The 26,532-nt window shown below is 32.7% G+C and carries 24 protein-coding genes; 12 read left to right on the forward strand and 12 right to left on the reverse strand.

Annotation, left to right across the window (positions count from 1 at the left end; translation table 11 throughout):
• The first annotated feature begins 46 nt into the window (after positions 1-46).
• The 8 genes from atpG to K6T82_RS13725 all read left to right on the forward strand — a co-directional run bounded on the left by atpG (position 47) and on the right by K6T82_RS13725 (position 8,518).
• Positions 47-907 carry an ATP synthase F1 subunit gamma gene (gene atpG, locus K6T82_RS13690; RefSeq protein ID WP_223706601.1) on the forward strand — a complete coding sequence of 287 codons (861 nt, stop codon included), beginning with the start codon at positions 47-49 and terminating at the stop codon, positions 905-907.
• A 574-nt stretch (positions 908-1,481) separates the two neighbouring features.
• The gene (locus tag K6T82_RS13695) at positions 1,482-1,928 is read left to right on the forward strand and encodes a GNAT family N-acetyltransferase (RefSeq protein WP_223706606.1); all 447 of its coding nucleotides are present in this window, start codon (positions 1,482-1,484) and stop codon (positions 1,926-1,928) included.
• Between the two features lie 96 nt (positions 1,929-2,024).
• Positions 2,025-3,485 (forward strand): lipopolysaccharide biosynthesis protein, encoded by a 1,461-nt coding sequence (locus K6T82_RS13700; protein ID WP_223706608.1) that lies wholly within the window; start codon positions 2,025-2,027, stop codon positions 3,483-3,485.
• Between the two features lie 27 nt (positions 3,486-3,512).
• The gene (dut, locus tag K6T82_RS13705) at positions 3,513-3,947 is read left to right on the forward strand and encodes a dUTP diphosphatase (RefSeq protein WP_223706610.1); all 435 of its coding nucleotides are present in this window, start codon (positions 3,513-3,515) and stop codon (positions 3,945-3,947) included.
• Between the two features lie 80 nt (positions 3,948-4,027).
• A complete protein-coding gene (locus tag K6T82_RS13710; protein WP_223706612.1) occupies positions 4,028-5,044 on the forward strand; it encodes a sugar phosphate nucleotidyltransferase in 1,017 nt (338 codons plus the stop codon).
• A gap of 48 nt (positions 5,045-5,092) precedes the next feature.
• Positions 5,093-6,448: a tetratricopeptide repeat protein gene (locus tag K6T82_RS13715; RefSeq protein ID WP_223706614.1), complete on the forward strand. Its 1,356-nt coding sequence runs from the start codon at positions 5,093-5,095 to the stop codon at positions 6,446-6,448.
• Positions 6,449-6,461: 13 nt separating this feature from the next.
• Positions 6,462-7,241 (forward strand): lipoprotein insertase outer membrane protein LolB1, encoded by a 780-nt coding sequence (gene lolB1, locus K6T82_RS13720; protein WP_223706616.1) that lies wholly within the window; start codon positions 6,462-6,464, stop codon positions 7,239-7,241.
• A gap of 23 nt (positions 7,242-7,264) precedes the next feature.
• Entirely contained in the window at positions 7,265-8,518 is a 1,254-nt protein-coding gene (locus K6T82_RS13725) for a murein hydrolase activator EnvC family protein (RefSeq protein WP_223706618.1), read from the forward strand.
• 46 nt (positions 8,519-8,564) lie between these two features.
• Here the strand turns inward: K6T82_RS13725 and K6T82_RS13730 are convergent, their stop codons facing one another.
• Positions 8,565-8,984 carry a CBS domain-containing protein gene (locus K6T82_RS13730; RefSeq protein ID WP_223706620.1) on the reverse strand — a complete coding sequence of 140 codons (420 nt, stop codon included), beginning with the start codon at positions 8,982-8,984 and terminating at the stop codon, positions 8,565-8,567.
• A 218-nt stretch (positions 8,985-9,202) separates the two neighbouring features.
• Here K6T82_RS13730 and rbfA point away from each other — a divergent pair, with 218 nt between their 5' ends.
• The 4 genes from rbfA to K6T82_RS13750 all read left to right on the forward strand — a co-directional run bounded on the left by rbfA (position 9,203) and on the right by K6T82_RS13750 (position 13,072).
• Complete coding sequence (rbfA, locus tag K6T82_RS13735; RefSeq protein ID WP_095930618.1) at positions 9,203-9,595, forward strand: 30S ribosome-binding factor RbfA; 393 nt, start codon at positions 9,203-9,205, stop codon at positions 9,593-9,595.
• Between the two features lies 1 nt (position 9,596).
• On the forward strand, positions 9,597-10,796 hold the full coding sequence (locus K6T82_RS13740; RefSeq protein WP_223706624.1) for an ABC transporter permease: 1,200 nt from the start codon (positions 9,597-9,599) through the stop codon (positions 10,794-10,796).
• Between the two features lie 170 nt (positions 10,797-10,966).
• The gene (locus K6T82_RS13745; RefSeq protein WP_223706626.1) at positions 10,967-12,394 is read left to right on the forward strand and encodes an MATE family efflux transporter; all 1,428 of its coding nucleotides are present in this window, start codon (positions 10,967-10,969) and stop codon (positions 12,392-12,394) included.
• Between the two features lie 69 nt (positions 12,395-12,463).
• A complete protein-coding gene (locus K6T82_RS13750) occupies positions 12,464-13,072 on the forward strand; it encodes an N-acetylmuramoyl-L-alanine amidase family protein (protein ID WP_223706628.1) in 609 nt (202 codons plus the stop codon).
• A 56-nt stretch (positions 13,073-13,128) separates the two neighbouring features.
• On the opposite strand, the gene dusB is transcribed toward K6T82_RS13750, so the two are convergent.
• The 11 genes from dusB to K6T82_RS13805 all read right to left on the reverse strand — a co-directional run bounded on the left by dusB (position 13,129) and on the right by K6T82_RS13805 (position 26,525).
• A complete protein-coding gene (gene dusB / locus K6T82_RS13755) occupies positions 13,129-14,121 on the reverse strand; it encodes a tRNA dihydrouridine synthase DusB (RefSeq protein ID WP_223706631.1) in 993 nt (330 codons plus the stop codon).
• A 297-nt stretch (positions 14,122-14,418) separates the two neighbouring features.
• Complete coding sequence (gene flxY / locus K6T82_RS13760; RefSeq protein ID WP_223706633.1) at positions 14,419-15,708, reverse strand: flexirubin biosynthesis putative acyl-CoA ligase FlxY; 1,290 nt, start codon at positions 15,706-15,708, stop codon at positions 14,419-14,421.
• Positions 15,705-17,369 (reverse strand): C45 family autoproteolytic acyltransferase/hydrolase, encoded by a 1,665-nt coding sequence (locus K6T82_RS13765; protein WP_223706635.1) that lies wholly within the window; start codon positions 17,367-17,369, stop codon positions 15,705-15,707. Before K6T82_RS13765 ends, flxY begins: the two co-directional genes overlap by 4 nt.
• Before the next feature lie 7 nt (positions 17,370-17,376).
• Positions 17,377-18,894, reverse strand: a complete 1,518-nt coding sequence (locus K6T82_RS13770; RefSeq protein ID WP_223706637.1) for a phytoene desaturase family protein — start codon at positions 18,892-18,894, stop codon at positions 17,377-17,379.
• On the reverse strand, positions 18,894-22,559 hold the full coding sequence (locus tag K6T82_RS13775; RefSeq protein ID WP_223706641.1) for a 1-acyl-sn-glycerol-3-phosphate acyltransferase: 3,666 nt from the start codon (positions 22,557-22,559) through the stop codon (positions 18,894-18,896). The genes K6T82_RS13770 and K6T82_RS13775 overlap by 1 nt, the downstream gene beginning before the upstream one ends.
• An 89-nt stretch (positions 22,560-22,648) precedes the next feature.
• The gene (locus K6T82_RS13780; protein ID WP_223706644.1) at positions 22,649-23,824 is read right to left on the reverse strand and encodes a DUF2062 domain-containing protein; all 1,176 of its coding nucleotides are present in this window, start codon (positions 23,822-23,824) and stop codon (positions 22,649-22,651) included.
• Positions 23,825-23,842: 18 nt separating this feature from the next.
• The gene (locus tag K6T82_RS13785) at positions 23,843-24,328 is read right to left on the reverse strand and encodes a hypothetical protein (RefSeq protein ID WP_223706646.1); all 486 of its coding nucleotides are present in this window, start codon (positions 24,326-24,328) and stop codon (positions 23,843-23,845) included.
• 2 nt (positions 24,329-24,330) lie between these two features.
• Positions 24,331-24,702, reverse strand: coding sequence for an ApeI family dehydratase (locus K6T82_RS13790; RefSeq protein ID WP_223706648.1), 372 nt, complete (start codon positions 24,700-24,702; stop codon positions 24,331-24,333).
• Positions 24,703-24,705: 3 nt separating this feature from the next.
• The gene (locus tag K6T82_RS13795) at positions 24,706-25,311 is read right to left on the reverse strand and encodes an outer membrane beta-barrel protein (RefSeq protein WP_223706650.1); all 606 of its coding nucleotides are present in this window, start codon (positions 25,309-25,311) and stop codon (positions 24,706-24,708) included.
• A 3-nt stretch (positions 25,312-25,314) separates the two neighbouring features.
• Positions 25,315-25,929 carry an outer membrane beta-barrel protein gene (locus tag K6T82_RS13800; RefSeq protein ID WP_223706652.1) on the reverse strand — a complete coding sequence of 205 codons (615 nt, stop codon included), beginning with the start codon at positions 25,927-25,929 and terminating at the stop codon, positions 25,315-25,317.
• Entirely contained in the window at positions 25,929-26,525 is a 597-nt protein-coding gene (locus K6T82_RS13805; protein ID WP_223706654.1) for a porin family protein, read from the reverse strand. The genes K6T82_RS13800 and K6T82_RS13805 overlap by 1 nt, the downstream gene beginning before the upstream one ends.
• Positions 26,526-26,532 lie beyond the last annotated feature (7 nt).

Consider the following 26,532-nt stretch of genomic DNA (forward strand, 5'->3'; position numbering starts at 1 on the left):
ATTCTAATTGTCTAATTTGCAAATTGTCACATTTTCTAATTAATAGATGGCAAATTTAAAGGAAATCCGTAATAGAATTACTTCCGTTTCATCGACGATGCAAATTACATCGGCTATGAAAATGGTTTCTGCTGCAAAGCTGAAGAAAGCACAAGATGCAATCACTGCAATGCGTCCTTATGCCGAGAAATTAACGGAGTTATTGCAAGATCTTTCTGCAACACTTGAAGGTGAAGTAGGAGGTGATTACACTACACAACGTGAAGTAAAAAAAGTATTGTTAGTAGCTATAACTTCAAACAGAGGTTTATGTGGTGCTTTCAATTCAAATATTATTAAAGAGATTAAAAACCGTACAGACTTTTACGCTGGAAAGCAAGTTGATATTTTTGCTATTGGTAAAAAAGGAAATGATGCTTTAAGCAAATCGCATAAAGTTCACGGTCATCATAATGCAATTTTTGATCATTTAACTTTTGAAAATGTTGCTGGAATTGCAGATAATTTGACTGAGAAATTTTTATCTGGAGAATACGATAGAATTGAGTTAGTTTACAATCAGTTTAAAAATGCTGCAACTCAAATTGTTCAGGTAGAACAGTTTTTACCGTTAGCACCTATTAAATCTGATGCAAAAGCTTCTACTGGAGATTACATTTTTGAACCAGGAAAAGAAGAAATTGTTTTGACTTTAATTCCGAAGTCTTTAAAAACACAATTGTACAAAGGAATTCGTGATTCATTTGCTTCTGAGCACGGAGCACGTATGACTGCAATGCACAAAGCAACAGATAATGCTACTGAATTAAGAAACCAATTGAAACTTACTTACAATAAAGCACGTCAAGCTGCTATTACAAGTGAGATTTTAGAAATCGTTGGTGGAGCAGAAGCTTTAAATGGATAATTTATCCATAATATATAAAAGAAAAGCCAGCATTAGCTGGCTTTTTCTTTATTCTGGAAGTTTTCTTTTTTAAAAATAATTTTATAAAATGGTGATTCTCAAATTATTAAAAAATTTGAGAATCACTACCATTTTATAAAAATAGACAGATAACTCTGTGTGCTTTGTCTTTCATGGGAACAAACTAGCTTTATTAATCCCAATGCTCTGTTTTTTTAAGGGTTACATTTCAGCAGAATCAATCCCTGTGCTTTGTCTTTTATGGGAACAAACAAGCTTTATTAGTCCCAGTGCTTAGTTTTTTTTTAAGGGTTACATTTTAGCTAACTTCAATCCCTTTATGCTTTGTCTTTTATGGGAACAAACAAGCTTTATTAGTCCCAGTGCTTCCTTTTTTATAAGGGTTGTATTTAGCTTTCTCAATCCCTGTGAAACAAATTTAGGAAGAGAGTCGTAAAAAATTGTTACATAATTTTCTGTCATCTTTTATATATTTCACATGTTCTTAAGTGTTAATTATGTAACTGTTAACTAAGTTGTTAAGTAATTTTGATTATATTAAATAGTAAAAACCATGAATCTTCATATAAAAGAGCTTACTACAATTAATGAAATGATGGCTCAAATTGAGACTATCAAATTTCTGTATCCTCAGTTGAGTATAGAAAAATATGAATCTTTCCTTGAAGAAATGCTGCCGCATAATTATACTCAAATTGCAGTTTTTGAAAATGAGATCTGCCTTGGTCTAACAGGATGTTGGTCTGCAACAAAATTGTGGACAGGCAAATATCTTGAAATCGATAATTTTGTCGTAAATCCTGAATACAGATCTAAAGGTATAGGAAAAATGTTAACAGATTATATGGAGAAGAAAGCAATAGAATTAAATTGCAGCAGTATCGTTTTGGATGCATTTACAGGAAATTTTGGAGCGCACCGATTCTATTATAATCAAGGATATGTACCAAAGGGATTTCATTTTGTAAAAATCTTGGACGAAAAGAAAATGACAGTTTAGAAAACAAACATAACTTTTCTTTATTGCAACAACAAATACGCCATTAAACAAAAGAAATGGTTATTTTTGTCTTACAAACATTATTAGAGTTATATTTTGGGATTATATAAAAATCTATTTAAGCAAACGGCAATTTACGGACTGGCAACAGTTTTACCGAGAATGTTGAGTTTTTTATTAGTGAGATTATATACAGGAATTCTGCCAACTGCTGAGTATGGAGAAGTTTCAATTGTATTGTCTTGGATGGTTTTCTTTAACGTAGTTCTTTCTTATGGAATGGAAACGGCATTTTTTAGATTTTATAGTGCCGAAGATGATAAGAAAAATGTAATTGCAACTTCTACAATTTCAATATTTTGGACTTCAATTATTTTCCTTTTTGTTGCTTTAATTTTTAGAAATACACTAGCGAATCTTGCAGAGGTCGATGTTCAGTATATTACCTACACCGTTTGGATTTTGGTTTTAGACGCTTTAGTTCTAATTCCGTTTTCTAAACTAAGAGCCAATCAAAGGCCGATGGTTTATGCAGCGATCAAGATTGGAAATGTTGTCATTAATCTTTTACTGAATATATTCTTTTTAATGTATTTGCCAACATTGGCCGCTACACACCCTAATTCTGTTTGGGATAATTTATATGTAGAAAACTTTCAAATAGCCTATATTTTCATTGCTAACCTTTTGGCAAGTTTGGCGACATTTATAGTTCTTTCTCCAAATTATCTTTCGCTAGGGCGAAAATTTGATCCAGAGCTTTGGAGAAGAATGATGAAATACGGACTCCCAATTTTGGTTGCTGGATTAGCTTTTGCAGTAAACGAACATTTTGATAAAATTCTATTAGGTTACTTACTTCCAGAAAATTTGGCAAAATCTGAAGTCGGAGCGTATTCGGCTTGTTATAAATTAGGATTATTTATGGTTCTTTTTGCAACAGCTTTCAGATTAGGAATCGAGCCTTTCTTTTTTAGTCATGCAAAAAATGCAAATGCACCTCAGACGTACGCCGTAATTACTAAATATTTTGTAATTCTTGGATCTTTAATTTTATTAGGTGTAATCGTTTTTGCAGATGTTTTAAAATATCTTTTATTAGACAATAAGTCTTATTGGGAAGCAATGAAAGTGGTTCCTCTAATTATATTGGCCAATTTCTTTTTAGGAATTTACAACAACTTATCGGTTTGGTATAAACTGACAGACAAAACAAAAATCGGGGCCTACATTTCTATAGTTGGTGCAATCGTAACATTGGTTTTAAATTATTTATTAATTCCAAAATATAGTTATTACGGTTCGGCAATTGCTACTATTTCTGCCTACGGAAGTATGATGCTTATATCTTATGTTTTAGGTAATAAATATTATCCAATTCCTTATGACATGAACAAAATTGGCGCTTATTTAGGTGTTTCTATATTATTTTCCATTATCTCGTTTTACGGATTTAGAGAGAAATATTATGTTGGAATTCCGCTTCTTTTAGCTTTTATGTATCTTGTTTATCATTTCGAAAAAGACACTATAAAAGGTATAATGAAGAGAAAATAACACGCATTAAAAATTTATACATACAAAATGAAAATTCAAATTATCAATAAATCTCAGCACGATTTACCAAATTATGAAACTATTGCTTCTGCAGGAATGGATTTGCGTGCCAATATTTCAGAATCAATTACGTTAAAACCTTTAGAAAGAGCTATTGTAAAAACAGGACTTTTTATTGAATTACCAATTGGTTACGAAGCGCAGGTTAGACCAAGAAGCGGTCTGGCGGCTAAAAAAGGAGTAACGGTATTGAATTCTCCTGGAACTATTGATGCAGATTACAGAGGAGAAATAGGAGTAATTTTAGTAAATTTATCTAATGACGATTTTGTTATTGAAAATGGAGAGAGAATTGCCCAGCTAATTGTAGCTAAACATGAAAGAGCAGAATGGATTGAAGTTGAAACACTTTCTGAAACATCTAGAGGTGAAGGAGGCTTCGGAAGCACTGGAGTGAAATAAGTGTTTTTCATTCAAAAATTAAAAGAAAGACCAAACCCCAAGAAGATTTTTTTAAGTCTTCGTATAAAATCGAATAAAGAATGAAAATAATAGTGCCAATGGCAGGCCGTGGATCGAGATTGAGGCCTCATACATTAACAGTACCGAAACCATTAATTCCTGTTGCAGGAAAATCTATCGTACATCGTTTAGTTGAAGATATTGCTAAAATATTAAAAGAACCGATTGAAGAAGTGGCTTTTATTTTAGGAGACGAGGCTTTTTTTGGAAATGATGTTGTAAAAAGTTTAGAAGATCTTGCTCAAGGATTAGGTGCAAAAGCTTCCATCTATCGTCAGGATCAGCCATTAGGAACAGGTCACGCAATCATGTGTGCAAAAGAATCTCTTTCAGGGCCAGCTGTAATTGCTTATGCAGATACTTTAATTAGAGCAGATTTTGAATTAGATCCAGAAGCAGACGCTGTAATTTGGGTAAAACAAGTAGATCAGCCAGAAGCTTTTGGTGTTGTAAAACTGAACCAAAATAATGAAATTATAGAGTTGGTTGAAAAACCAAAAGAATTCGTAAGTGACTTGGCAGTTATCGGAATTTATTATTTTAAAGAAGTTGGTGTTTTAAGAAATGAACTTCAAAATGTTTTGGATAATAATATTCAGAATGGTGGAGAATACCAAATCAATGATGGTATTAAAGCGATGATGGCCAACGGAAAAGTTTTTAAAACCGGAAGTGTTGACGAGTGGATGGATTGCGGTAACAAAGATGTTACTGTTGAAACCAATACAAGAATGTTAGGTTTCCTTCATAACGATGGTGAGCATTTAGTTGATTATGGTGTGACTTTAGAAAATTCGACAATTATTCCTCCTTGTTATATTGGAGAAAATGTGGTTTTAAAAAACACTACAATCGGACCAAATGTTTCTCTTGGAAAAGGATGTCATGTAACAGACAGTACAATAAAAAACAGTTTAGTTCAAACGTATTCTCAAATCAAAAATGCTGATTTAGACAATGCAATGATCGGAAACCATGTACGTTATGACGGTAAATTTACCAGCGTTAGTATTGGTGATTACGCTGTTTTAGAATAAAATAAAAATTAAGAAAGTTTCGTTTTGTTTAAAATGTAATTTTTAGAAATGATCAGAAAAAGAGTTTTTACGGTATTGTTTTTTGCTTTATTTAGCACATCGTTTTCGGTTTTTGCGCAACAGACAGAACCCGAAGATATTGCTATGGCAACAGATGAATATCAAGACTCATTTTATGAATCATTAAAACAAAAAGGAATTGAAAATTATGATAAAGCTATTGTATCATTGGAGAAATGTATCAAACTAAAACCCAATGATGCAGTTGCTTATTTTGAATTAGGAAAAAACTATTTTGCGCTTAAACAATATCAAAATGCGCAAGATGCTTTTGAAAAAGCAACACAGATTGATCCTAAAAATAAATGGTTTTGGCTCGGAATTTACGATGTAAGTTACGAAACCAAAAATTATGCGTTAGCAATAGAAATCATTCAGAAAATAATTGTCTTTGACGAAGAATACAAAGACGATCTAATTTCGTTGTACATGATTACCAATCAGTATGATAAAGCTCTAATTGCAATTAACGAAATGAATGAAAAGTTCGGAAAATCTTCTGATCGTGAAATTTATAAAGCACAGATTTTATCTCAAGGAAAATACCAAAATGCTGAAATTGACAATTTAATTGAGCAGATTAAAAAAGATCCAAAGGAAGAATCCAATTATGTAAATCTCATTTTTTTATATTCAAAAAATAATGAAAATGAGAAATCTTTAAATGTTGCCAAACAATTGGCGAAAGAAATTCCAACTTCTGAATGGGCACAGGTGAGTCTATTTAAAGGATATTTGGATGCGAATCAGGCTGATAAAGCTATAAAATCAATGAATGTGATTTTGGCAAGTTCAAAAATTGATTCAAAAATCAAACATAGAACTTTGAATGAGTTTTTGATTTATGTGAATAAGAATCCACAATATTCAGCAGATTTAGAAAAAGCCATTTCGTATTTTGATAACGATAAAGACGTTGATGTTGCTAAAGAGATTGGAAAATTTTATCATAGTAAAGGTCAGTTCGAAAATGCAATTAAATATTACGAAAAAGATTTAAAGGCACATTCAGACACAGATCTGGAAACGAATATGTTATTGTTAGAAGCCTATTCTCAGGTAAAACAATACGATCCAATGACCAAAAGAGCAATGATGCTGATTGAAGTTTACCCAAGTCAAGCGCAGTTTTATTATTATGCCGGTTTAGGAAACAACCAGATAAAGCAGTTTAAAAATGCTAAAACGGTTTTAGAAATGGGTCTTGATTATGTTGTAGACGATGCAAAATTAGAAGCAAATTTTAATATTCAATTGGGAGAAGCATATAATGGATTGGGAGATGCCAGAAAAAAAGAGGAATACTTTTTGAAGGCAAATGAAATATTAAAAAAGAAAAAATAAAATAAGAATCCAGATGAAAAAGTATATATCAATCCTAATATTGTCAATTGCTGTTATTTCGTGTAAAACAAAAGCAGTTGCAGTACAAGGGTCTACAAGCCAAACAGTTGCGCCAAAAGAAGACAAAAAGGTAATAGAAAAACATTATGAAAATAAATTAGATTTTTCTACCCTGTACATAAAAGCAAGTGCAAAATACGTTGATGAAAAGCAAAGCCAAAATGTTAGTGCAGACATCAGAATTGAAAAAGACAAGCAGATTTTAATAAGCGTACGTTTCTTAGGAATCACAATGGCAAAAGCCTTGATAACACCTTCTTCAGTAAGTTATTACGAAAAAATAAACAGTACATATTATGAAGGTGATTTTACAAGTTTAAGTAAATGGTTAGGAACAGATTTAGATTATAACAAAGTGCAGAACTTATTGGTTGGTGAAGCATTTGACGATTTAAGAAAAGGAAAGTATACACAGACAATTGTAGATAATCTTTTTAGATTGGATGAAGAAAAAGAGAGTAATTTAAAGAAGTCTTTTTTCTTAGACAGCGAAAAATATCTGATTCAAAAAGAAGAGATTTCGCAACCTTCAGAAAACAGAAATTTACAAATCAATTATTCAGACAATAAAGTTTTCAATCAAGGAATCCTTCCAACAAGTATAGAAATCAATGCTGTTCAGCCTAAAGGAAAGACGAATATTAATTTAAATTATAATAATATTTCATTTAACGAAGAACTTTCTTTTCCTTACAGTGTTCCGAGTGGTTATAAAAAAGTTACAATTCAGTAAATTTGCAAAATAAAAATAGAAACATGCCAAAATTTCTCCTAAGTCTAGTTTTAATATGTGCCACTACATTTGTGTGGGCGCAGGATTCTCAGCAAGAAAAACTGGAACAGCGTAAAGCTCAAATTCAACAGGAAATCAGAGACAATGAAAAAATGCTTCAATCTGTTCGAAAAAAAGAGAAATCTGCTGTAAATGAATATTTAATTCAGGCTAATAAAATCAAACTTAAAGAGAAATTAATTAATACAACTGCAAAGCAGGAAAGACTGATTAGCAACGACATGTACATTAATCAGGTTCAGGTTAATAAGCTGAAAAAAGAATTAAAGGTTTTAAAAGAAGACTATGCCGAGATGATTTTAAAATCATACAAAAGTCGTTCAGAACAAAGCCGTGCCATGTTTATTTTGTCTTCTGAAAGTTTTTTACAAGCTTATAAGAGAGCGCAATATTTAAAACAATATACCGCTTTTAGAAAAAATCAAGGTCTTGAAATTCAATCTAAAACAGCTCAATTAGTTGATTTTAACGCAAAATTAGACGGACAAAGACAGGTTAAAAAGAAGATTATTGCCGAAAACCAAAAAGAAAAAGTGACTCTTGAAGTAGAAAAAAAAGAGCAGCAAAAATTGGTAAATTCGCTTAAAAAAGATAAAAATAAAATCGCTGCAGATATTCGATCTAAGCAAAGTGAATCTAAAAGAATTGATAGACAAATTGATCGTTTAATTCGTGAAGCGATTGCAGAAGCCAATAGAAAAGCTGCAGCAGAAAGAGCCAAAGCAAATCCTGGTTCTGCAGAGACAAAAGCGCCTGTTTCTTCTTCTAAAATTGTAATGACTCCAGAAGATAAAGTTCTTGCGGCAGATTTTAAAGCAAACAGAGGAAGACTGCCATGGCCTGTAGAAAAAGGATTTATTTCTCTAGGATATGGAGATCAGCCACACCCGTTGCACCCTTCAATTACAGTACACAATTCAGGAGTTGAAATTACGACCGAAGATGGCGCCAGTGCCAGAGCAGTATTTGCAGGAGAAGTTTCAAAAGTTATCGTTTTATCTCCAGTAAATAAAGCGGTTGTTATACAGCATGGAGACTATTTTACGGTATACCAAAACTTAAGCTCAGTTTCAGTAAGTCAGGGCGATAAAGTAACAATTAAACAAAATATAGGAAGAGTTAGAACAAGTGGTGATACAGGAAAAACAATTATTAAATTCCTGATTATGCAAAACACTTCAAATAATAATCCGGAAGGATGGCTGCAAAGCAGATAAAAATTTAAGGGAGCAATTAAGCTCCCTTTTTTATTTCAATTTTAGTTTAATCGTATTGTTCTAAAAAGTATTTTACTACATCGGTTGTGGTTACTATTCCTTTAAGTTCGCCTTTATCAACAACGGGAAGAGCGTGAAAATCTTCTTTTACAAAAATTTCAGCTAAATCTCTAATAATGGTATCTGGCGTCACGGTTTTTGGTTTTGAAGTCATTACCTGAGGAACGGTCAACATTTCTAGAATTGCTTCATCGGCATTTTCTTGACCTTCAAACAAGGCTCCAAAAGTTAGTCTGTTAACGTCGGTTCGGCTTATAATTCCAATTACTTCTTTGCCTCTTACAATCGGAATGTGACGAATTGCATTTGCTTTTAATTTTTCGACTACGGTTTTAAGTCCATCATTTTCATTTGCAGTCACTACGGTTTTAGTCATAATGTGACTAATTGGTTCTCTTTTTTTCATGATATTTTGGTTATTATTCTATATAAAGGTGTAAAATATTTCATACAAATAATATGATTTTTATCATCTTTAAAAGCTGAAAATAAGAGTATTAGTAGGTGAAAAAAGAGCAAAGAAGAGATTCTAATTTTAAGAAAACGATTAATAGAGATAAAAATCATTCTATTGTTCATTTAGAAATTGTTTAGAGTCAAATTTAAAAGTAGTATTTTTGCAGTATGGAAACAAATAGACAGAAAAAAATAGGCGGTGTCATTCAGAAAGATCTGGTTGATATCTTGCAAGGTGAAGTGCGAAAAAACGGAATTACTAATTTGGTAATTTCAGTATCCAAAGTAAGTGTAACTACAGATTTATCTGTAGCGACAGTATATTTAAGTATTTTTCCACAAGAAAAAGCAAAAGAAACTTTAGAAGCAATAAAAACAAATACTACTTTAATAAAACATGATTTATCGCAGCGCGTTCGTTTGCAATTACGTCGTGTTCCAAATTTAGTTTTCTTTATTGACGATTCTTTAGATTATATCGAAAAAATCGACAATGCACTTGCTGGAAAAGAAAATCCAATAGAAAATCGTGATCTTTTAGAAAAAAGAAGAAAATCATAAATTGAATTTCCCTTTATACATAGCCAAACGTTATATTTTTAGCAGTAGTAAAAATAATGCTATCAATATCATTAATCGTATTGCCAGCATGGGAATCATTGTTGGTACGATGGCTTTGTTTGTGGTTTTATCCGTTTTTAGCGGATTAAAAGTTTTCAGTCTCTCCTTTACAAATGAAATAGATCCTGATTTAAAATTGGTTACGACCTATGGAAAATCATTTTTAATTACTCCGAATCAGGAAGATCAAATTAAGAAAATCAACGGCGTTGTTTCTTACACAAAAATTATCGAAGAACGAGTTTTGTTTTTATTTAAAGACAAACAACAAGTTACTTATTTAAAAGGAGTAGATAGTTCTTATGCTGGTGTTAATGACATCAGAAAAAAACTTTTTAATGGACAATGGCTAAAACCAGATAGTTTTCAGGTTGTAATTGGATATGGTTTAGCTCAAAATTTCTCTTTAGGAATTCTAGATTTTGAAAACCCGCTTCAGATTTTTGCGCCAAAACCAGGAAAAGGAGCAATCGATAATCCGGAAGAAGCATTCAATAAAACAGATGTTCTGCCTGTTGGAATTTATTCTATCAGCGAAGATTTAGACTCAAAATATGTGTTTGCAGATTTAGGTCTAACACAGGAGTTACTAATGTATAAACCCAATCAGATTTCTGGAATCGAATTTAAATTGAAACCAAATGCAGATGAAAATGCAATCAATGCACAACTGAAATCAATATTTCAAAATAAAATTACGATAAAGAACAGAGCGCAGTTAAACGAGTCATTGTACAAAATGCTCAACACAGAAAATATTGCCGTTTATCTGATTTTTACTTTGGTAATTATTGTGGCACTTTTCAATTTAATCGGAGCATTGATCATGATGATTTTAGAAAAGAAAGGAAACTTAAAAACGCTTTTCAATCTTGGAACAGACATCAATCACCTTCGCAGAATATTTTTACTTCAAGGAACATTACTAAGTGTATTTGGCGGTTTAATAGGACTGGTATTGGGCATAATTTTGGTAATCTTACAACAACAATTTGAGTTGATCATGATTACTCCAACACTTGCATATCCCGTAGTTTTTACCGTAGAAAATGTGCTAATTGTGATGACAACTATTATTTCTTTAGGATTTGTCGCTTCATTAATAGCAAGCAGTCGTGTTAGCAAAAAATTGATTGAGTAATTTTTACTAAGAAATATTACTTATATTTACCGCCATAAATTACTACAGCATATGATTGTTTCTGCCTAATCCTATTTTATTTTTTAGAATAATTAGGATACTTACGTTTACTTTTTTTAGCTCAGATTATAAAATATTTGGGCCAATATTATCATTTATCCTAAAATATCATGACAGAAACAACGATAAAGAAAAGTCTATTTTCTAAAATTTTTACCACTTTAAAACAAGCTTTAAAAGGTGACGAATCATTTGACTATACTTCTGGAAGTATAAAAAAAGCCGTAATTCTTCTAGCCATTCCTATGGTTTTAGAAATGATGATGGAATCGGTTTTTGCATTAGTCGATTTGTATTTTGTTGGGCATTTGGAACATAGCAGTTTTGCTATTCAGACCGTTGGTTTAACCGAATCGGTATTGACTGTAATTTATTCTCTTGCCATCGGAATGAGTATGGCGGCAACAGCAGTTGTAGCGCGACGTATTGGAGAAAAAGATCCGATTTCTGCAGCAAAAGCAGGTATGCAAGCTATTATTGTAGCATTTGCAGTTAATAGCTTGTTGAGCATTTTCGGAATTATTTATGCGAAAGATATTTTGATTTTAATGGGTTCTTCTATAGAATCGGCTGAGCACGGTTATCAATTTACACAAATTATGATTGGTTCTAGTTTGTGTATTATGCTTTTGTTTTTAATAAATGGAATATTTCGTGGTGCAGGAAATGCAGCAATAGCCATGAAAAGTCTTTGGATTGCCAATATCTGCAACATTATTTTATGCCCAATTTTAATTAACGGTTTCGGACCAGTTCCAGCTTTCGGATTAATTGGTGCAGCTTTGGCAACAACTATTGGAAGAAGTATTGGAGTTTTATATCAGGTTTATCATTTGTTTTTTGGAAATGGAGTTTTAAAAATTAAAGTTTCATATTTCGCTCCAGATTTCAAACAGATAAAAGCTTTAATAAAAATTGCGGCTCCTGGAATTTTACAATTCGTAATTGCATCTTGCAGCTGGATTTTTTTGGCGCAATTAGTAGCCACAACAGGAGGAGATCATGGTTCGGCAGGATATCAGACGGCTTTGAGAATAATGATGTTTTTTATTCTTCCAGCTTGGGGATTGAGTAATGCGGCCGCTACTTTGGTTGGACAAAACTTAGGAGCCAAACAAATCGAACGTGCCGAAAAATCAGTTTACACAACCGCGAGATATAACGTGATTTTCATGGCTTCGATTATGATTATTACTTTAGCTTTTGGACAATATATTATCTCATTTTTTACGAATGATGAACAGGTAAAAACCATTGCGATTGAAGCTTTACAAATCATGAGCATCGGATTTATTTTCTACGGAATTGGAATGGTTTTGATCAATACTTTTAATGGAGCAGGAGATACTTGGACACCAACTGGAATTAATTTTTTCGGCTTTTGGCTATTCCAAATTCCTTTAGCTTTTGTATTGGCAAAACATTTTAATATGGGACCAACGGGAGTTTTTATTGCTATTCCGGTTGCTGAAACTGCGATTACCTTGGCAGGAATCTTTTTTTATAAAAGAGGAAAGTGGAAGAGGGTTCAGGTTTAGAAATACTATTTGTACAATATTTCTTAAATTTTAGCGTTGAAATTTACTTAACACCAAAACAAAATTAGTATGAAAACCAACAAAAAAATTTTAGGAATTATTAGTGCAATATTTTTATTTGGGCTTTTTGCTTTTATACCATTAGAAGAAAAAAAGATAATTGTAATTGATGCTGGTCATGGAGGACATGATCTTGGGAAAGACCTGTATGGATTCGAAGAAAAATCAATTACCGAATCGCTTGCGAAAAAAATCAAACAACTTAATAGTAATGCAAATGTTGAAATCATTTTGATTAGAGAAGGTGATACAAGTATGGAATTAAAAGAAAGAGTTGCTATCATAAATAACATAAAGCCAGATTTAGCAATATCACTACACGTCAATTCAAACTTAAATATGAAGGCCAATGGAGTTCAAGCATTTATTCCTTCTAATGAAACATTTAGAGACAAATCAAAAGCGATTGCTGAAATTATAACAGATAAATTGGCGGCAACTGGAAATCTTCAAAAGAGAAACACAACAGAAGCTCCTTTTTATATTTTAAAAAATTCAAATTGTCCTGTTATGACTTTAGAAATAGGATTTTTATCAAATGAAAATGATAGAAACTATATTACAAGTGAAAAAGGGCAAAACGAAATTGCAGATAAAATCTTAGAATCATTAAATTAGAATGATTTATATAAAATGAAAAAGACCTTCAATATTGAAGGTCTTTTTTTATGATTTTAAACAAATTCGTATCCTGCGTAAACCTGTTCGATTTCTTTCATGATGGCAAATAAATCTTCAGGCGCGTCAGTGGTAACTAATTTTTGTTTGAATTCTTTAAACGAATGAATTCCTTTGAAATAATTGGTGTAATGACGGCGCATTTCTACAATTCCCAAACGTTCGCCTTTCCAATCCATTGACCATTGCAAATGATTTCTGGCAGCTTCAACACGATCAATAACTGTTGGAGCAGGTAAGTGCTCACCCGTTTTGAAATAGTGCTTGATTTCATTAAAGATCCACGGATAACCAATTGCAGCACGACCAATCATGATTCCGTCAATTCCGTATTCGTTTTTATATTGTAATGCTTTTTCCGGACTGTCGATATCGCCATTTCCGAAAATTGGCATTGTAATTCTTGGATTGTTTTTTACACGTGCAATATGCGACCAATCAGAATGACCTTTATACATTTGAGCACGAGTTCTGGCGTGAATTGTCAAAGCTTGAACACCAATATCTTGAAGTCTTTCTGCAACTTCATCAATGTTAATAGAGTTTTCGTCCCAGCCTAAACGCGTTTTTACTGTAACTGGCAAATTAGTTCCTTTGATAACGGCTTGTGTCAAGCGCACCATCAAATCCACATCTTTTAAAACTCCAGCACCAGCACCTCTGCACACTACTTTTTTTACCGGACATCCAAAATTGATATCCACTAAATCGGGTTTTACAGTCGAAACGATTTTAGACGACATTTCCATCGCTTCTTCATCACCACCAAAAATCTGGATTCCAACAGGACGTTCGTAATCAAAAATATCCAGCTTCATTCTACTTTTAATAGCATCACGAATCAATCCTTCCGATGAAATAAATTCAGAGTACATCATGTCAGCTCCGTGCGTTTTGCATAATCTGCGAAACGGCGGATCACTAACATCTTCCATCGGTGCGAGTAATAAAGGAAATTCGGGTAATTCTATGTTGCCAATCTTGACCATCTTCAATATTTTTTGCAAAATTACAACTTTTTAATCGAATTGGCACAATTCGAGTGACAAAGGCTCAAAGTAACAAAGGGACAAAGTTTTTCTAAACTAAACTCTAAATCATTTACAACCAAATATTTGTCATTTTGACCGAAGGGAGAAATCACACAAGAAACTCCACAAAGTATATCCAATCTTTGCAGATTTACGAGTGTGATTTCTCCCTTCGGTCGAAATGACAATAAAACTCATTTATAGTTTAGATAAGAAACCTTTGCAACTTTGTCCCTTTGTTACTTTGTCCCTATATTAAGCCCTATAATCAAAAAATCGAATTGGTTTTCGACTCATTGGATTAAATACCAAAGGATTCAGAACTTCCTTTGAAGCAAATTCAATCTTTGGTGTTACTCTCAATTTAGCTCTAAAGTGATCTTTAATTTCCTGAAGAAATTCTGGAGATTGATTTTTTGCAGCAATTTTGATCAGGATTTCATCTGTACCTAAATCGTTTGTTGAGATTTCAATCAAATGATTTTCGATATTGTCAAAACTGCTCAAAACATCATTCATCGCTGGCGGATATAATGTTGTTCCTTTATATTTTATCATTTGTTTTTTACGACCGACAACTGGTCCAACGCGCAAAGTATTTCGTCCACAAGCACAAGGTTCATTATGAAGTTGCACAATATCTCCGGTTTTAAAACGCAATAATGGCATGGCTTCAATTCCTAAAGTAGTAAAAGTAAGTTCGCCGGTTTCACCGTTTTTTACAGGAATATTATTTTCGTCCAGAACTTCAACAATGATTAATTCCGGATGATGATGTCCGCCTTTTCCGTGTTCACATTCTGTAAAAGCGGTGCTCATTTCTGTTGAAGCATAAGTAGAAAACAACTTAATATTCCATTTATCGGTGATTTTTTTCGATAGAATATTCATTGAGAAATCTTGTTCTCTTAAAGATTCTCCGATGCAAATTGCCCCTTTTATACTCGAATTATTGTAGTCGATTCCGTGAATTTCGGCGTATTCAATTAATTTTAAAAGGAAAGAAGGAACCGTAATTAAGTAACTCGGATTGTATTTTAAAATCGAATCCCATTGCATTTCGGGAATTCCCGCGCCAACACGAATTACGCCGACTTTCAATTTTCTAAGACCAAGAAAATAAGCCAGACCGGCCATAAATTTTCGGTCAATTGTGGTCATTAATTGTACCACATCGCCTTCTGCAATTCCGGCGCAGGCAAACGAAATCGCTTCATTGTAAGCCAAACGATCCAAATCAGAATCGGTTAAACCAAAAGTGACAGGATCTCCTAAAGTTCCTGAAGTTGATGCGTAATCGATAATTTGATGTTGCGGAACACACAAAAAATCATCATTATATTGTTGTAAATCTTCTTTCGTGGTAACAGGCAAAAATTGTAAATCTTCAAGCGTTTTAACTTTCGAAATGTCAATATTTTGTCCCGCAAAAAGTCTTTTGTAAAAAGGAGAATTCTCGCTGATGTAAGCCAAAAGTTCAACTAATTTTTTTTCTTGAAAAATTTTAATTTCTTCTAAAGAATCTTTTTCTATTGCTGGAATCATTTTAATTTTCTTTTGACTTTTTTTAAATATTTTTCAATTTCTTCTTTTTCAGGAACTGTCGTAATTTCATGCGTTAAAGCTTTTTCAAAATTAAGCTTTGCTTGCCCATATTCCTTTTTTTGGTAAAAGTACAATCCTGTCTTATAATATACAACCCAATAATTAGGGTTTAATGCTTGATAATTCTGAAGAAACTCAGAAGAAACAGTTTCTTTCTTTTCTAAAAGAGAGTCTATTTTAGAATCTTCTATTTTAAATTTTTTATAATTCTGATAAGCAGTAGTTTCTAAAAATGGATCTTTGGCAATATTAAGATTTTCTTTTTGAAAAGATTGAACGTCATTTTTTCTTTCTCCAAAAACAGCATTCAAATCATAACAGATAAATTCGCCCAATTGATACGGATTTGCCGAAACCCAAACTAATTTTTCTTTTGGTTTAAAGATAATTCCGTGATGTGCCATTAATTGATTTAGAGCTTTTTCTGAACCAAAACCTAATTCAATGTTTTTTAAACCTTCTTTATTTCGAAGAATTTCAGAAGCAATTTCCGGATTTACTTTTGGGTTTTCAGACAGCAATTCCTGCATTCTTTCATAGCGATATTCAGAATGACTATTGGCAATTTGTTCCAAATTTCTTTTATCGGCTGCAAAAGCCTCACCCTGAAAATGATTCGAACAAATTAATTGATCTGTATTGAGAACATCGTAAACATCCATTTTGTTTGGCGAGACTTCAATTAAAATCGCTTTGTTATCATGAGCGCTTCCAACCATAATTGATTCAGAAACAAATACTTTTCTGTTTTTTGCAATCGCAATTGCCTCGTCTAGATTTTTGGCATGCTGTAAAATCTCGCGGGTTAAAATCGAAATCGGAGTTTTTGCTACAAGTGGAATTTTAGATTTTGAAGCATTTATCGTAACGGTCAAACCTTCAAGATTCATTCCGGAAACCGCGCCAATCATTCCGGGCCAAGTCACCATCATAAACGGATTTCCTTCTTTTGGTTTTATAAAGGCAATTATTTTATTTTCCGCGAAAGCGTCATTCACATAAAAATCAAAGTTTCGAGCCAAGATTAAATTTCCATCTTCTGATTTTTCGTCCCAAGCTGCAAAAGAAGAACAGCCCACTAAAGCCAAATCCTGAAGCGCGTGTCCAATATCGTGCGCGGCATGCAAATACAAACCCCGTTGATATTGCGGTGCGATATTGTCAAATTCGTTCGAAGTATATTGAGAAACCCCATAAATCTCAGTTTGATATTCTTCTGGAACATTTAAATATAGTTTCCGATTGAACCATTTTAAGAATTGACGAAGTATTTTCTGTTGAAATTTTGACGGAACAATATCTGTTATTTTCGAGAAAAAAATGCGTTGTTGTTTTTTTAGAAGCGAATCGGTCAAAGCGCCCGTTGTGAGTCCGATTTCTAGTGGATCGCCTTCAACGTACAATTCCCAAACGCCTTGTTTATTTTTTAGAAATGAATTTTTTCCAGAGGTAAAAATGCTGTCAGAAACTCTAGAAACAACCGGTTTTGTATTATTAAAAGCAGTAAGATCTGGTTTATGATTTTTGGATTTGGAAGTACCACAGGAAGTCAGCAAAATTAAAAAACCGATAAAAAAGAAATATAGAATTCGGTTTTTCATAATGAGATTATTCAGATGCTTTTTTAATTTTTTCCAGCAGATATTCTTTTCCTACAATTTCTGAGCAGGTTACAACCGCTCCAACCGTAACACCCAAGACACCGTGCATGTTAATACTTTGGCCTGTAAGATAAAGATTTTCTAACTTAGTTTTAGAAGGAATTAACGTTTTCATCGGATTATTTGAATCTTTAACATATCCGTACATGTTTCCGCCGTCGCCGCCAATATAATCGCGATAAGAAAGTGGAGTAGAAGTGTGAATAGATTTTATGCAATCTTTTATTCCTGGGAATTTCTTTTCTACTTCTTCTAAAAATCTAGCTGCTTTTCTCGTTTTGAATTCCTCATAACTTTCACCTCGGTCATTTTCTTCAAAAGTGGTATTGAAGGTGTTTTCCCAATTTTTAACATCATCATATTTCATGTAAGTCAAAAACGTGATTCCGTCTGCCCATTCTTCTTCTTCTTTTGATGGACTCATAGAAGCCATAAAAGTCTTTGGCCAAGAGTTTTCGTCATAATCATACGAACTCCAAACTTCATTACTACTTTTAAAATGGTAGTAATTATGATTGATGTATTTGAAAGTTTTAGGTTTAAAAACGATATACAAACTGAAAGCAGAAAGTACGCTTTCGAGATTTTGAATTCTGCTGAAAAAGGGTTTTCTGAAATTTTCCTGCCCTGCCAATTTTAAAGTCGTTTTGGGTTCGATATTAGAAATAAAAAATGTTCCCGAAACAGCTGTTCCATCTTTTATTTTAACCGAATTCACTTTATGATTTTCAACTTCAATTTTGATAACTTCCTTATGTTTAAAGAATTCGCCACCATATTTTTTAAGTTGTTTCAGAAGTTGTTTGGTAATCTGACTTCCACCATTTATGCAACGCCAAGAACTTTCGATATAAGAATTGACAATCAACGCATGAACGTAAAATGGAGATTTTTCGGCAATTCCGGCATAAAGAAAATTCGAACCCGCCAAAACAGCTTGTAATTTTTCGTTTTGAGTAAAGGCATCTATTGTTTCTTTCGCGTTAAGCGTTAAAACTTCATCGTCATATCTGCCTTGCGATTCGAGATTATAGAGAGGAAAAGCTTTGCAGACTTCTTTTATTTTTTGACAATATCTTTCCAGATTTTCTTTTTCTTCAGGGAAATATTCAGTCAGTTTTTCAATAAAATTTTCAAATCCCTGCGCATGTGGATATTCGATTTTATCATCATCAAAAGAAATAATATCGAAACCATTTTCGTCTAATTTTTTTAGATTTAAATGATCCATTATTCCAATATAATTGAAATATTGATGCAGATTTTGGCCTTCGCCTAAACCTCCGATATAATGAATTCCAGTATCAAAAATGGTTTTATCTCTTACAAATGTCTGCAGATTTCCGCCATATTGATTGTTTTTTTCGAGTACACAAACGCTGTAACCTTCTTTTGCCAGAATAACGGCAGAAACTAATCCGCCTAAACCGCTGCCAATTATGACTACATCGTACTCTTTTTTCATTATTTTTTCTTTAAAACAAGTAAAGCATTTTCTTCAGAAACAATCTCGAAATTTTCAAACTGATTTTTCAAACGAGAACAATTTACTAAAATTATAAAAGAAACATTTGGAATAATCTTTTGGAAATCATTTTGATCAGAAATCAAAAGAACATCATATTGATTTTCAAATGCTGATTCTAAATTGTCCAGATAAATTATTTTTCTCTTTTTAAGGAAATAATTCGTTTTGGCAACCAGCAATTTTTCTTGATCAGTAATAAAAGAAATTATTTTTCGCTGTGGTTCTTGCAAAGCCAATAAAACATCCAATTGCCCGTAATCATTTCCTAAATGCAGGATTTTTGCTTTTGGCTGAATGTGTTTATTTAAATTATAATAAATTTCGAGATTTTGTTTTAAATCTTTCTTGACGCTGTTTCCAACTTCAATTTCTTTATAATCGTAACTGTTGATTACCATAGATTTAAAATAATCTGGACCTTCAAGCTTTTCACGAATTTTGCGATATTCTGCTTTAAAGAACGAACTTATTTGTTTGGTTCTTTCAGCATAATTATGTCCAAATGAGAGATTGTCTGGCGAAATTCTTTCTAAAATAGTAAGTGTAAGCGAACTTTTATGAATGACAAAATCGCCTTTAGGAATGGCCTCTGAAGCACCGTGAATAACAACTGGAACAATATCTAATTTAAATTCTTCTGCCAAAAAGAAAGCGCCTTTGTGAAATCTTTTGATGACATTGTTTTCTGAACGGGTTCCTTCCGGAAAAACCATTAAGGAATAACCTTCGTTTACTTTTTTACGCAAATGTTCCACGCCACCTTCAATGCCTTCTGAAACGGGATAGAATCCGGCTTTGCGAACAATTCCGCCAAAAATGGGAGAGTTGTAAACCCAATCACTTACTAGAAAAATGATTTTTGGGCTTAAACTTCCAATAGCTAAAATGTCTATAAAAGAAGAATGATTGGCAATAATTACGGCTGGTTTTTCGAAAGTTTCCTGATAATTATTGACGATATTTTTTCGGATAAAAGGATTCGAATACAAGACCGATTTCATCAATTTTGAAACCACATATCGAAATGCTTTCATTTTGGTTTTCGCTTTAAGCGGAATAATCGGCATTAACGTAAAACTGAAAACAGACATTACAATTCCGCCCAAACCATAATAAGCAAATGAAATAACACCATGAATAAAAGTGCGTAATTGAAAAGGCGGATTTCCTTTTTTTGAACGATTGGACAAAAACACCTTGAACAAAATCGGATAGAAAATAAACGTAATAATTAATGCCGCGAAAACCCCGATTAACGAAACCGATGAAATAGAAGTTAAGGCCGGATGTTTTGCAAAAATCATCGCACCGATTCCTAAAATCGTGGTAATTACCGCTAGAATAATTGAAGTTCTGTAAATGGCAATTTCGTTTTTTCCGTTGGTATATTCTTTCTGTAAAGCGCTGGTCATGAAAATACTAAAATCGACTCCGTGGCCAAAAATCAAGGTACAGACAATCATACTGAAAATATTCATTTGAATGCCAAAAATGCCCATAATTCCTGCTGTTACAATTCCGGTTAAAGCAATTGGAATACAGCTGATAATAACCAATTCGATTCTTCGGAAAAAGAAAAACAGAATTAAAATAACCGCAACGAATGAATAATTGACAAGGGAATTGAAATCGGTTTTTAAAGTGCTGAAAAACGTTTCGTTCATCTGCTGACGATCAATTGCAATTACATTTTCTTCAGATGAAGTCATTTTTACAAAAGCATCTCGTTGTTCTGGAGCCACTTTTACTAATGTAGAAATGGTGTAAAAACCATTTTTTTCGGTTATAAATTCTTTTAACTGAAGGGCTTGAATTTTTAAATAATCGTCGGCCGAAATCGGTTTGAAATCAAAATTTAAATGATCAAAGAATAAATTATAAGTTGTGGGTTTAAATCCGAGTTTTGAACCTTCGGCAATTAATTCGGATTGAACGAATTGTTTTTTCTGCGAATTCCAAAATGAATTCCATTTTTCAATTTTTTGAAGCTGTTCTTTTTGCGAAAGCACAATTCCGCCAACAGAACTAAAATTCAGAATTTTATGTTTTTGTTTTGCTTCGTTTAAATCCTGGAAAAGGCGACTATTGTGTTGCAAAGCTTCTTCCATTGTTTTTCCATAAGAGGCAACATAAATGGTTTTTGAAGTTAAACTCGTGCTTTCTTCCAATTGCTTTTCGGCAGCTTTTATTTCTTTTGGCACAAAATTCAATTGCGACAAATCGTTGTTAAAACCAACATCATTATACGTAAAACAACAAATAATGGTAATGATTACGCAAAATCCGATTAAGAATTTGTTGTTGTGAAATGAAAAATGAGCCATTTTATCAATGACATTTTTCTTATGTTCTGCCGGATTTTCTTTTGGTTTATATAAATGAGGAACAATCAAAAGCGAGAAAATTGCTGAAGCCATAACGATAACAGCAGCAAAAATTCCTAAGTCATTTAGAGCATCAGATTTTACAAAAAGCAGACATAAAAACGCAACAGCCGTTGTAGAACTGCTCATAATGACTGGCATTGTAATGTCTTTGTACAATGTTTTTACATCGCTATTGTGTTTGTAATGTGTGAGAATATGGATGGAATAATCAATTGTAATTCCCAATAAAATGGAACCAATTCCTAGTGAAATTGCCGAAATCTGTTCTCTGACGATATACAAAAAGGCAACAGCAAATAAACCTCCGAAAACAGTTGGAAGAAAAATAATAAGCGGAATTAAAACTTTGCGGTAAAACAAAATCAGAATCAGCATTAAGGTAAACATCGCGATTGAGGTAGTCAAAATAATGTCGCTTTTAATCTGATTGGCATTGGCAACGGCAATTAAAGCAGAACCAAAGTAACTGATGGAAGTTTTTCCTTTAAACTGCTGATTTAAATTTTCCTGAATCGATTTTAGTTTTCCGGCAAAAATGGTATTCTTTTCTGTTTCGCTTGACGAAATATCAGAAGTGATAAAAAGCAGTAATTTCTTCTTGTCCTTTGTCATTACAAAACCATTGTCGAGCGTAAAATCGTCGCCAAGGTTTAATTGTTGTAATTTTTTTAAAGCAATGAACGAAATCCCAAATGGATCTTGCAGAATAAAATCTTTGGTTACGAATCCAGAAGGAGAAATAATTGATTTGTAATTTCCTTGAACAGTTGCTGCAATACTGTCTTTTTGAATTTTCTGCTGAATGTTTTCGTAATCTTTATCAGTTAGAAAAAGCGGCAGATTATTGTAGACAAAATCAATAGTTTCTTGAATGTTTTCTTCGTCGATTTTTCCTTGAATTCCAGTGATATAAGGTTTGCAAGATTTCGAAACACTGTCTGAAAATGCAGTTGCCATTTCTTTTAAATCTTCGGCAGAACCGTTTTTGTCCAAACTAAAAATAACGGTTGTTTTATCGGCAAAATTTAATTGTTTTAAAACTTTGGCGGTAACATCGGTTTTGTCATTTGTTGGAATAAGTTTGGTAATGTCTTCTTCGAATTTTAATCGAGAAGCTAAAAATCCGAAAAGGAGAAGCATCAAAACTGCCAAAAGAACCGATAAAGATTTTCTTCGGTTTACAAATAAATGAATGGCGTAGAAATAATGATGCATGATTTTCGGTTAAGTTTTTTCAGCCACGAATTTCACGAATTTTCACGAATTAATTTGTGCTAATTTGTGAAATTTGTGGCAACCTTTTTTTAAATTTTCGTTTTGTCTTTAGAACTAAAAGCGGTCAAAAGCAAATAACTTATTGAGCCAACAATTATCGCTGAAGCGGATGCTAAAATAAGACTTCCGACGATATATTGCATCGCATTTTTTTGAATATCATCAAAAGTCATGGAACTGTCCAGCATTAATGGCGCGTCTGAAGAAACAAAATAGCTTCCTATTTTTAAAGAACCATATATTATCAACGGAATAAACGGTGGAAAACTTACATTGGAAGTTAAAAAAGCAATGACTTTATTCAACCTGAATAACGCTGCCAAAGTAAACAGAAGAATAGTTTGAAATCCCCAGAAAGGAGAAAGACCAATAAAAATTCCTAAAGCAATGGCAGCCGATTTTTTGAAATTAGAATCGTTGCTTTCTAAAATATCTTCTAAAAAGAATTTCTTAAAGCCTTTTTTTTTTGCTTTCCTAAAGAAATCTCTAGGTTTGATATATAGCAAAGTATTGGTTACCAAAACAGTATTCAAAATACTAATTCGGGTAAAATCTTGAAAAGGACGGAAATGCGAAACTCTTTCAGCTGGATCATACAAAACCTGAATCGGAATATTTTTTACCACAATTCCTTTCCAAGCGGCACGCACAATTACTTCGATTTCAAACTCAAATTTATTGGTATAAAATCGTTTTGGAAGTAATCGTAAAGGATATAATCTAAATCCAGATTGTGTGTCGTCGAGTTTAATACCAGTTTCAAATTTGAACCAAAAATTAGAAAATTTGTTTCCAAAACTGCTCTTTTTTGGAACATTTTCCTGCGTCATGTTTCGACTTCCAATTAAAAGGGAATTCGGTTCGTTTTCAATGGCTTCTAAGAAAACAGGAATATCAGAAGCAAAATGCTGTCCATCAGAATCTATTGTAATGGCGTATTCAAAATTCAGTTCCAGAGCTTTTCTAAAACCATTTCTCAAGGCACGACCTTTTCCCAAATTCTTAGGATGATGAATTTGGGTAAGGGATGTATATTGTTTTAAAATTTCTGCAGTCGAATCGGTAGAACCGTCATTGACAATGATAATATTGGTGGTGAAATCTAAAATAGAATCCAGTACTTTTTTCAGTGTTTTCGGGTTATTGTAAGTGGGTACAATAACGCAAAAGTTAATCGAATTAAGTAATTCCTGATGTGATTTCATGAGGTTTTTTTATTGAGCCTACTTCACGAATTGCCTCTCTTTTTCAGAGAAACTTTTCGATTGTAAAACGAAGTCTTTTAGATATTCTTTCAAAGCCGCACCTTGCGCTGAATAATAAGTCGCTATGAATTTTTTATCTTCTTTAATATTTTTTTTGTAACCCGTAATACCAGGAACATCTTCCTGAACGCTTAAACGAATCATTCGCATTTCGATATTACTTGGATCACTTTTAATGGTAGCTTCAAGAAGTTTTGCTCCTTCTTTAAAACGCTCAATTTTTTCACCTATTTTTTTCTCAAATTTAGAATCTACTAAAATGGATGCCGCTTTGTAAGCCACTATAATTTTATCATCATTGTGAGAAACACCAGCAAGTTTTGCTACAAACTCTTTAGCATTTGCTTCTGATTTTGCAACATCAGGATAAATTTTACGAATAGAAGCCAAGTCTGGAGTGCTGGCAAAATTGATAAACAGTAAAAGTGATATTAGTAATTTCATAATTATAATTTTTTATACACATTGCTTAATTTCAAAGCTGTGGTTTCGTTAAAATATGTGGTGTTTTTCACCTTTACCAAATCATCTTCTGTGGTTGTAATGTCCAGTTCTAAAACAAGCTCCGGGTTGATTTCCGGATTAATAAGTGCCATGAATTTTACATTAGACAAAGTCTGTATCATTAAGGAACTCTGAGTAATAGACTCCGTCAATTCTTTAATAATCTGAATCATGCAAACGCCTGGCATAATTGGATTTCCTGGAAAATGTCCATTAAAAACCTCATGATTGGCATTAACTAATATACGAATTTTATATTTAGAATCGTCCGTTTTTTCTTGTGAAATAACTTTGTAAAAGTCTTTTAATATCATAATTTATTTTTTTCCAAATGTATAAGCTGCTCCAAACTGAAACACCAAGTTATTGCCATCGCCACTTTCGTCAGAGTAATTTATGTAAGCATTCGTAAATCCTTTTTTAATTCTTGCTTCGAATGCGATACCATTTTTTAGGCTATATCCTAGTCCGGCAACAACTCCAAAATCAACATCTTCGCCTTTACTAAAATTGCGTACTGTATTGTTAGAATTTACTTTTATATCATCGGCGATTAAAATATCTGCAAAAGGTCCTGCTAAAGCATAAATATTTGGAGTAAAATTAAATTTATTTATAGTAAGAGCCGAAATGTATTGTAAAGAAACATCTATATTTTGATTACTTTGAGTTGCTAACATATAGGCAGGGCCTTTTCCTCCTTGTCTTGAGTAGGTTAATTCAGGTTGAAGCGTATAAACTTTCCCTAATTTTAAAGCCCCAAAACCTCCTAAATAAAAATCTGTTTTGCTACCCAGATCGGTATTTGTTATTTTAGAAACGTTAACTCCGGCATGAATTCCCGGTTTAAAAGTTACTTGTGCCTGTGTTTTGGCAAATGAAAAAAAAGTTAGTGCGATTGTCGCTAAAGTAAATTTGTTCATGTTTTATTTTACGTTAAAAGAATATGAAATACCGATTTGAAAATTAATATTCGTGTTGTAATCGCCAAAAAGATAATCATTATTAGAATCGTTAGTGTAGTAATCACTATCCAGTATATCTAGGAAACCTTTCTTAAATCTAGCCTCAAAAGCAAGTCCGCTCGGCATTCGATATCCAAGACCTATATTAAAAGCCAGATCATTGTAGTTTTTTCTTCGAACCAAATTATCATTTAAGCGAACATCCAAAGAAGGGCCGAATAAAACCTGAAAACCTTCAAAAGTAAATTTATTGATCATGGAAAAAGTCAGGTAATCCAATTTCAAATCTAAATATTCTACTTTTTGTGTATTAGTTTCAGGATCTGTAAAGTTTCTCGCAACATTGTTTGATCCTTGTTTCACATAATTAATTTCAGGTTGTAAGGCATATTTTTTGGTTATGTTTATTTCACCAAAACCACCAAAATAAAAATCAGGCCTGTAATCTGCATGCATTTCAGAAATGGTAGACAAAGATAAACCACCTCTCAAACCAGGTTTAAAGTTTACTTGTGCCTGAAGATTTGTGATGGCAAAACAAGTAAATAAAATAAGAGCTATTTTTCTACTGTACATTATTTTACTTTAAAAGTATAACTGATACCAATTTGGAAAACCTGATTTAAGATGGCATCATCAGCATAGTATCCGTCGTTATCATAATAATCATAACCATATATATCTACCAATCCTTGTTTGATTCTTGCTTCAAAAGTTAATCCATTTGGCAAGGTATAACCAATACCACCAACTATTGCCAAATCAAAATCTTCCGGATCTGAATTGATATAATTATCGCCAACTTTTAAATCTAAAGAAGGTCCTGCCAATAGATGAAAACCTCCGCCTCCAAAATTAAATTTAGCGACTGCGCCAAGCGTTAAATAATTTAACTCGTAATTGATACTGCGAGAACTACCGTCATTAAAATATTCTCTTCCTTCATCACCTTGTCTTGAATAAGTTAATTCAGGTTGCAGTGAAAAAAATTTGTTGAATTTAATGTTGACTAATCCACCAACATAGAAATCTGTTTTACTGCTATTATCATCAATATTAGTTAAAGTTGATACATTTAAACCACCACGAAGTCCAGGATTAACCTTTACTTGTGCCTGCGATGATGCAATTCCGATACAAAGAACAAACGCAATTACTACAAATTTTCTCATTTCTAAT

This window comes from Flavobacterium potami (genome assembly GCF_020026915.1).
Taxonomy (GTDB): domain Bacteria; phylum Bacteroidota; class Bacteroidia; order Flavobacteriales; family Flavobacteriaceae; genus Flavobacterium; species Flavobacterium potami.

Coding starts and splice junctions, on each gene's coding strand:
- K6T82_RS13805 (WP_223706654.1), bottom strand. CDS start 26,525: ATGAGAAAATTTGTAGTAATTGCGTTTGTTCTTTGTATCGGAATTGCA.
- K6T82_RS13715 (WP_223706614.1), top strand. CDS start 5,093: ATGATCAGAAAAAGAGTTTTTACGGTATTGTTTTTTGCTTTATTTAGC.
- K6T82_RS13775 (WP_223706641.1), bottom strand. CDS start 22,559: ATGCATCATTATTTCTACGCCATTCATTTATTTGTAAACCGAAGAAAA.
- atpG (WP_223706601.1), top strand. CDS start 47: ATGGCAAATTTAAAGGAAATCCGTAATAGAATTACTTCCGTTTCATCG.
- dut (WP_223706610.1), top strand. CDS start 3,513: ATGAAAATTCAAATTATCAATAAATCTCAGCACGATTTACCAAATTAT.
- K6T82_RS13710 (WP_223706612.1), top strand. CDS start 4,028: ATGAAAATAATAGTGCCAATGGCAGGCCGTGGATCGAGATTGAGGCCT.
- K6T82_RS13750 (WP_223706628.1), top strand. CDS start 12,464: ATGAAAACCAACAAAAAAATTTTAGGAATTATTAGTGCAATATTTTTA.
- K6T82_RS13725 (WP_223706618.1), top strand. CDS start 7,265: ATGCCAAAATTTCTCCTAAGTCTAGTTTTAATATGTGCCACTACATTT.
- K6T82_RS13765 (WP_223706635.1), bottom strand. CDS start 17,369: ATGAAAAACCGAATTCTATATTTCTTTTTTATCGGTTTTTTAATTTTG.
- dusB (WP_223706631.1), bottom strand. CDS start 14,121: ATGGTCAAGATTGGCAACATAGAATTACCCGAATTTCCTTTATTACTC.
- lolB1 (WP_223706616.1), top strand. CDS start 6,462: ATGAAAAAGTATATATCAATCCTAATATTGTCAATTGCTGTTATTTCG.
- K6T82_RS13695 (WP_223706606.1), top strand. CDS start 1,482: ATGAATCTTCATATAAAAGAGCTTACTACAATTAATGAAATGATGGCT.
- K6T82_RS13785 (WP_223706646.1), bottom strand. CDS start 24,328: ATGAAATTACTAATATCACTTTTACTGTTTATCAATTTTGCCAGCACT.
- K6T82_RS13780 (WP_223706644.1), bottom strand. CDS start 23,824: ATGAAATCACATCAGGAATTACTTAATTCGATTAACTTTTGCGTTATT.
- K6T82_RS13800 (WP_223706652.1), bottom strand. CDS start 25,929: ATGTACAGTAGAAAAATAGCTCTTATTTTATTTACTTGTTTTGCCATC.
- K6T82_RS13745 (WP_223706626.1), top strand. CDS start 10,967: ATGACAGAAACAACGATAAAGAAAAGTCTATTTTCTAAAATTTTTACC.
- K6T82_RS13770 (WP_223706637.1), bottom strand. CDS start 18,894: ATGAAAAAAGAGTACGATGTAGTCATAATTGGCAGCGGTTTAGGCGGA.
- K6T82_RS13730 (WP_223706620.1), bottom strand. CDS start 8,984: ATGAAAAAAAGAGAACCAATTAGTCACATTATGACTAAAACCGTAGTG.
- K6T82_RS13795 (WP_223706650.1), bottom strand. CDS start 25,311: ATGAACAAATTTACTTTAGCGACAATCGCACTAACTTTTTTTTCATTT.
- K6T82_RS13790 (WP_223706648.1), bottom strand. CDS start 24,702: ATGATATTAAAAGACTTTTACAAAGTTATTTCACAAGAAAAAACGGAC.
- flxY (WP_223706633.1), bottom strand. CDS start 15,708: ATGATTCCAGCAATAGAAAAAGATTCTTTAGAAGAAATTAAAATTTTT.
- rbfA (WP_095930618.1), top strand. CDS start 9,203: ATGGAAACAAATAGACAGAAAAAAATAGGCGGTGTCATTCAGAAAGAT.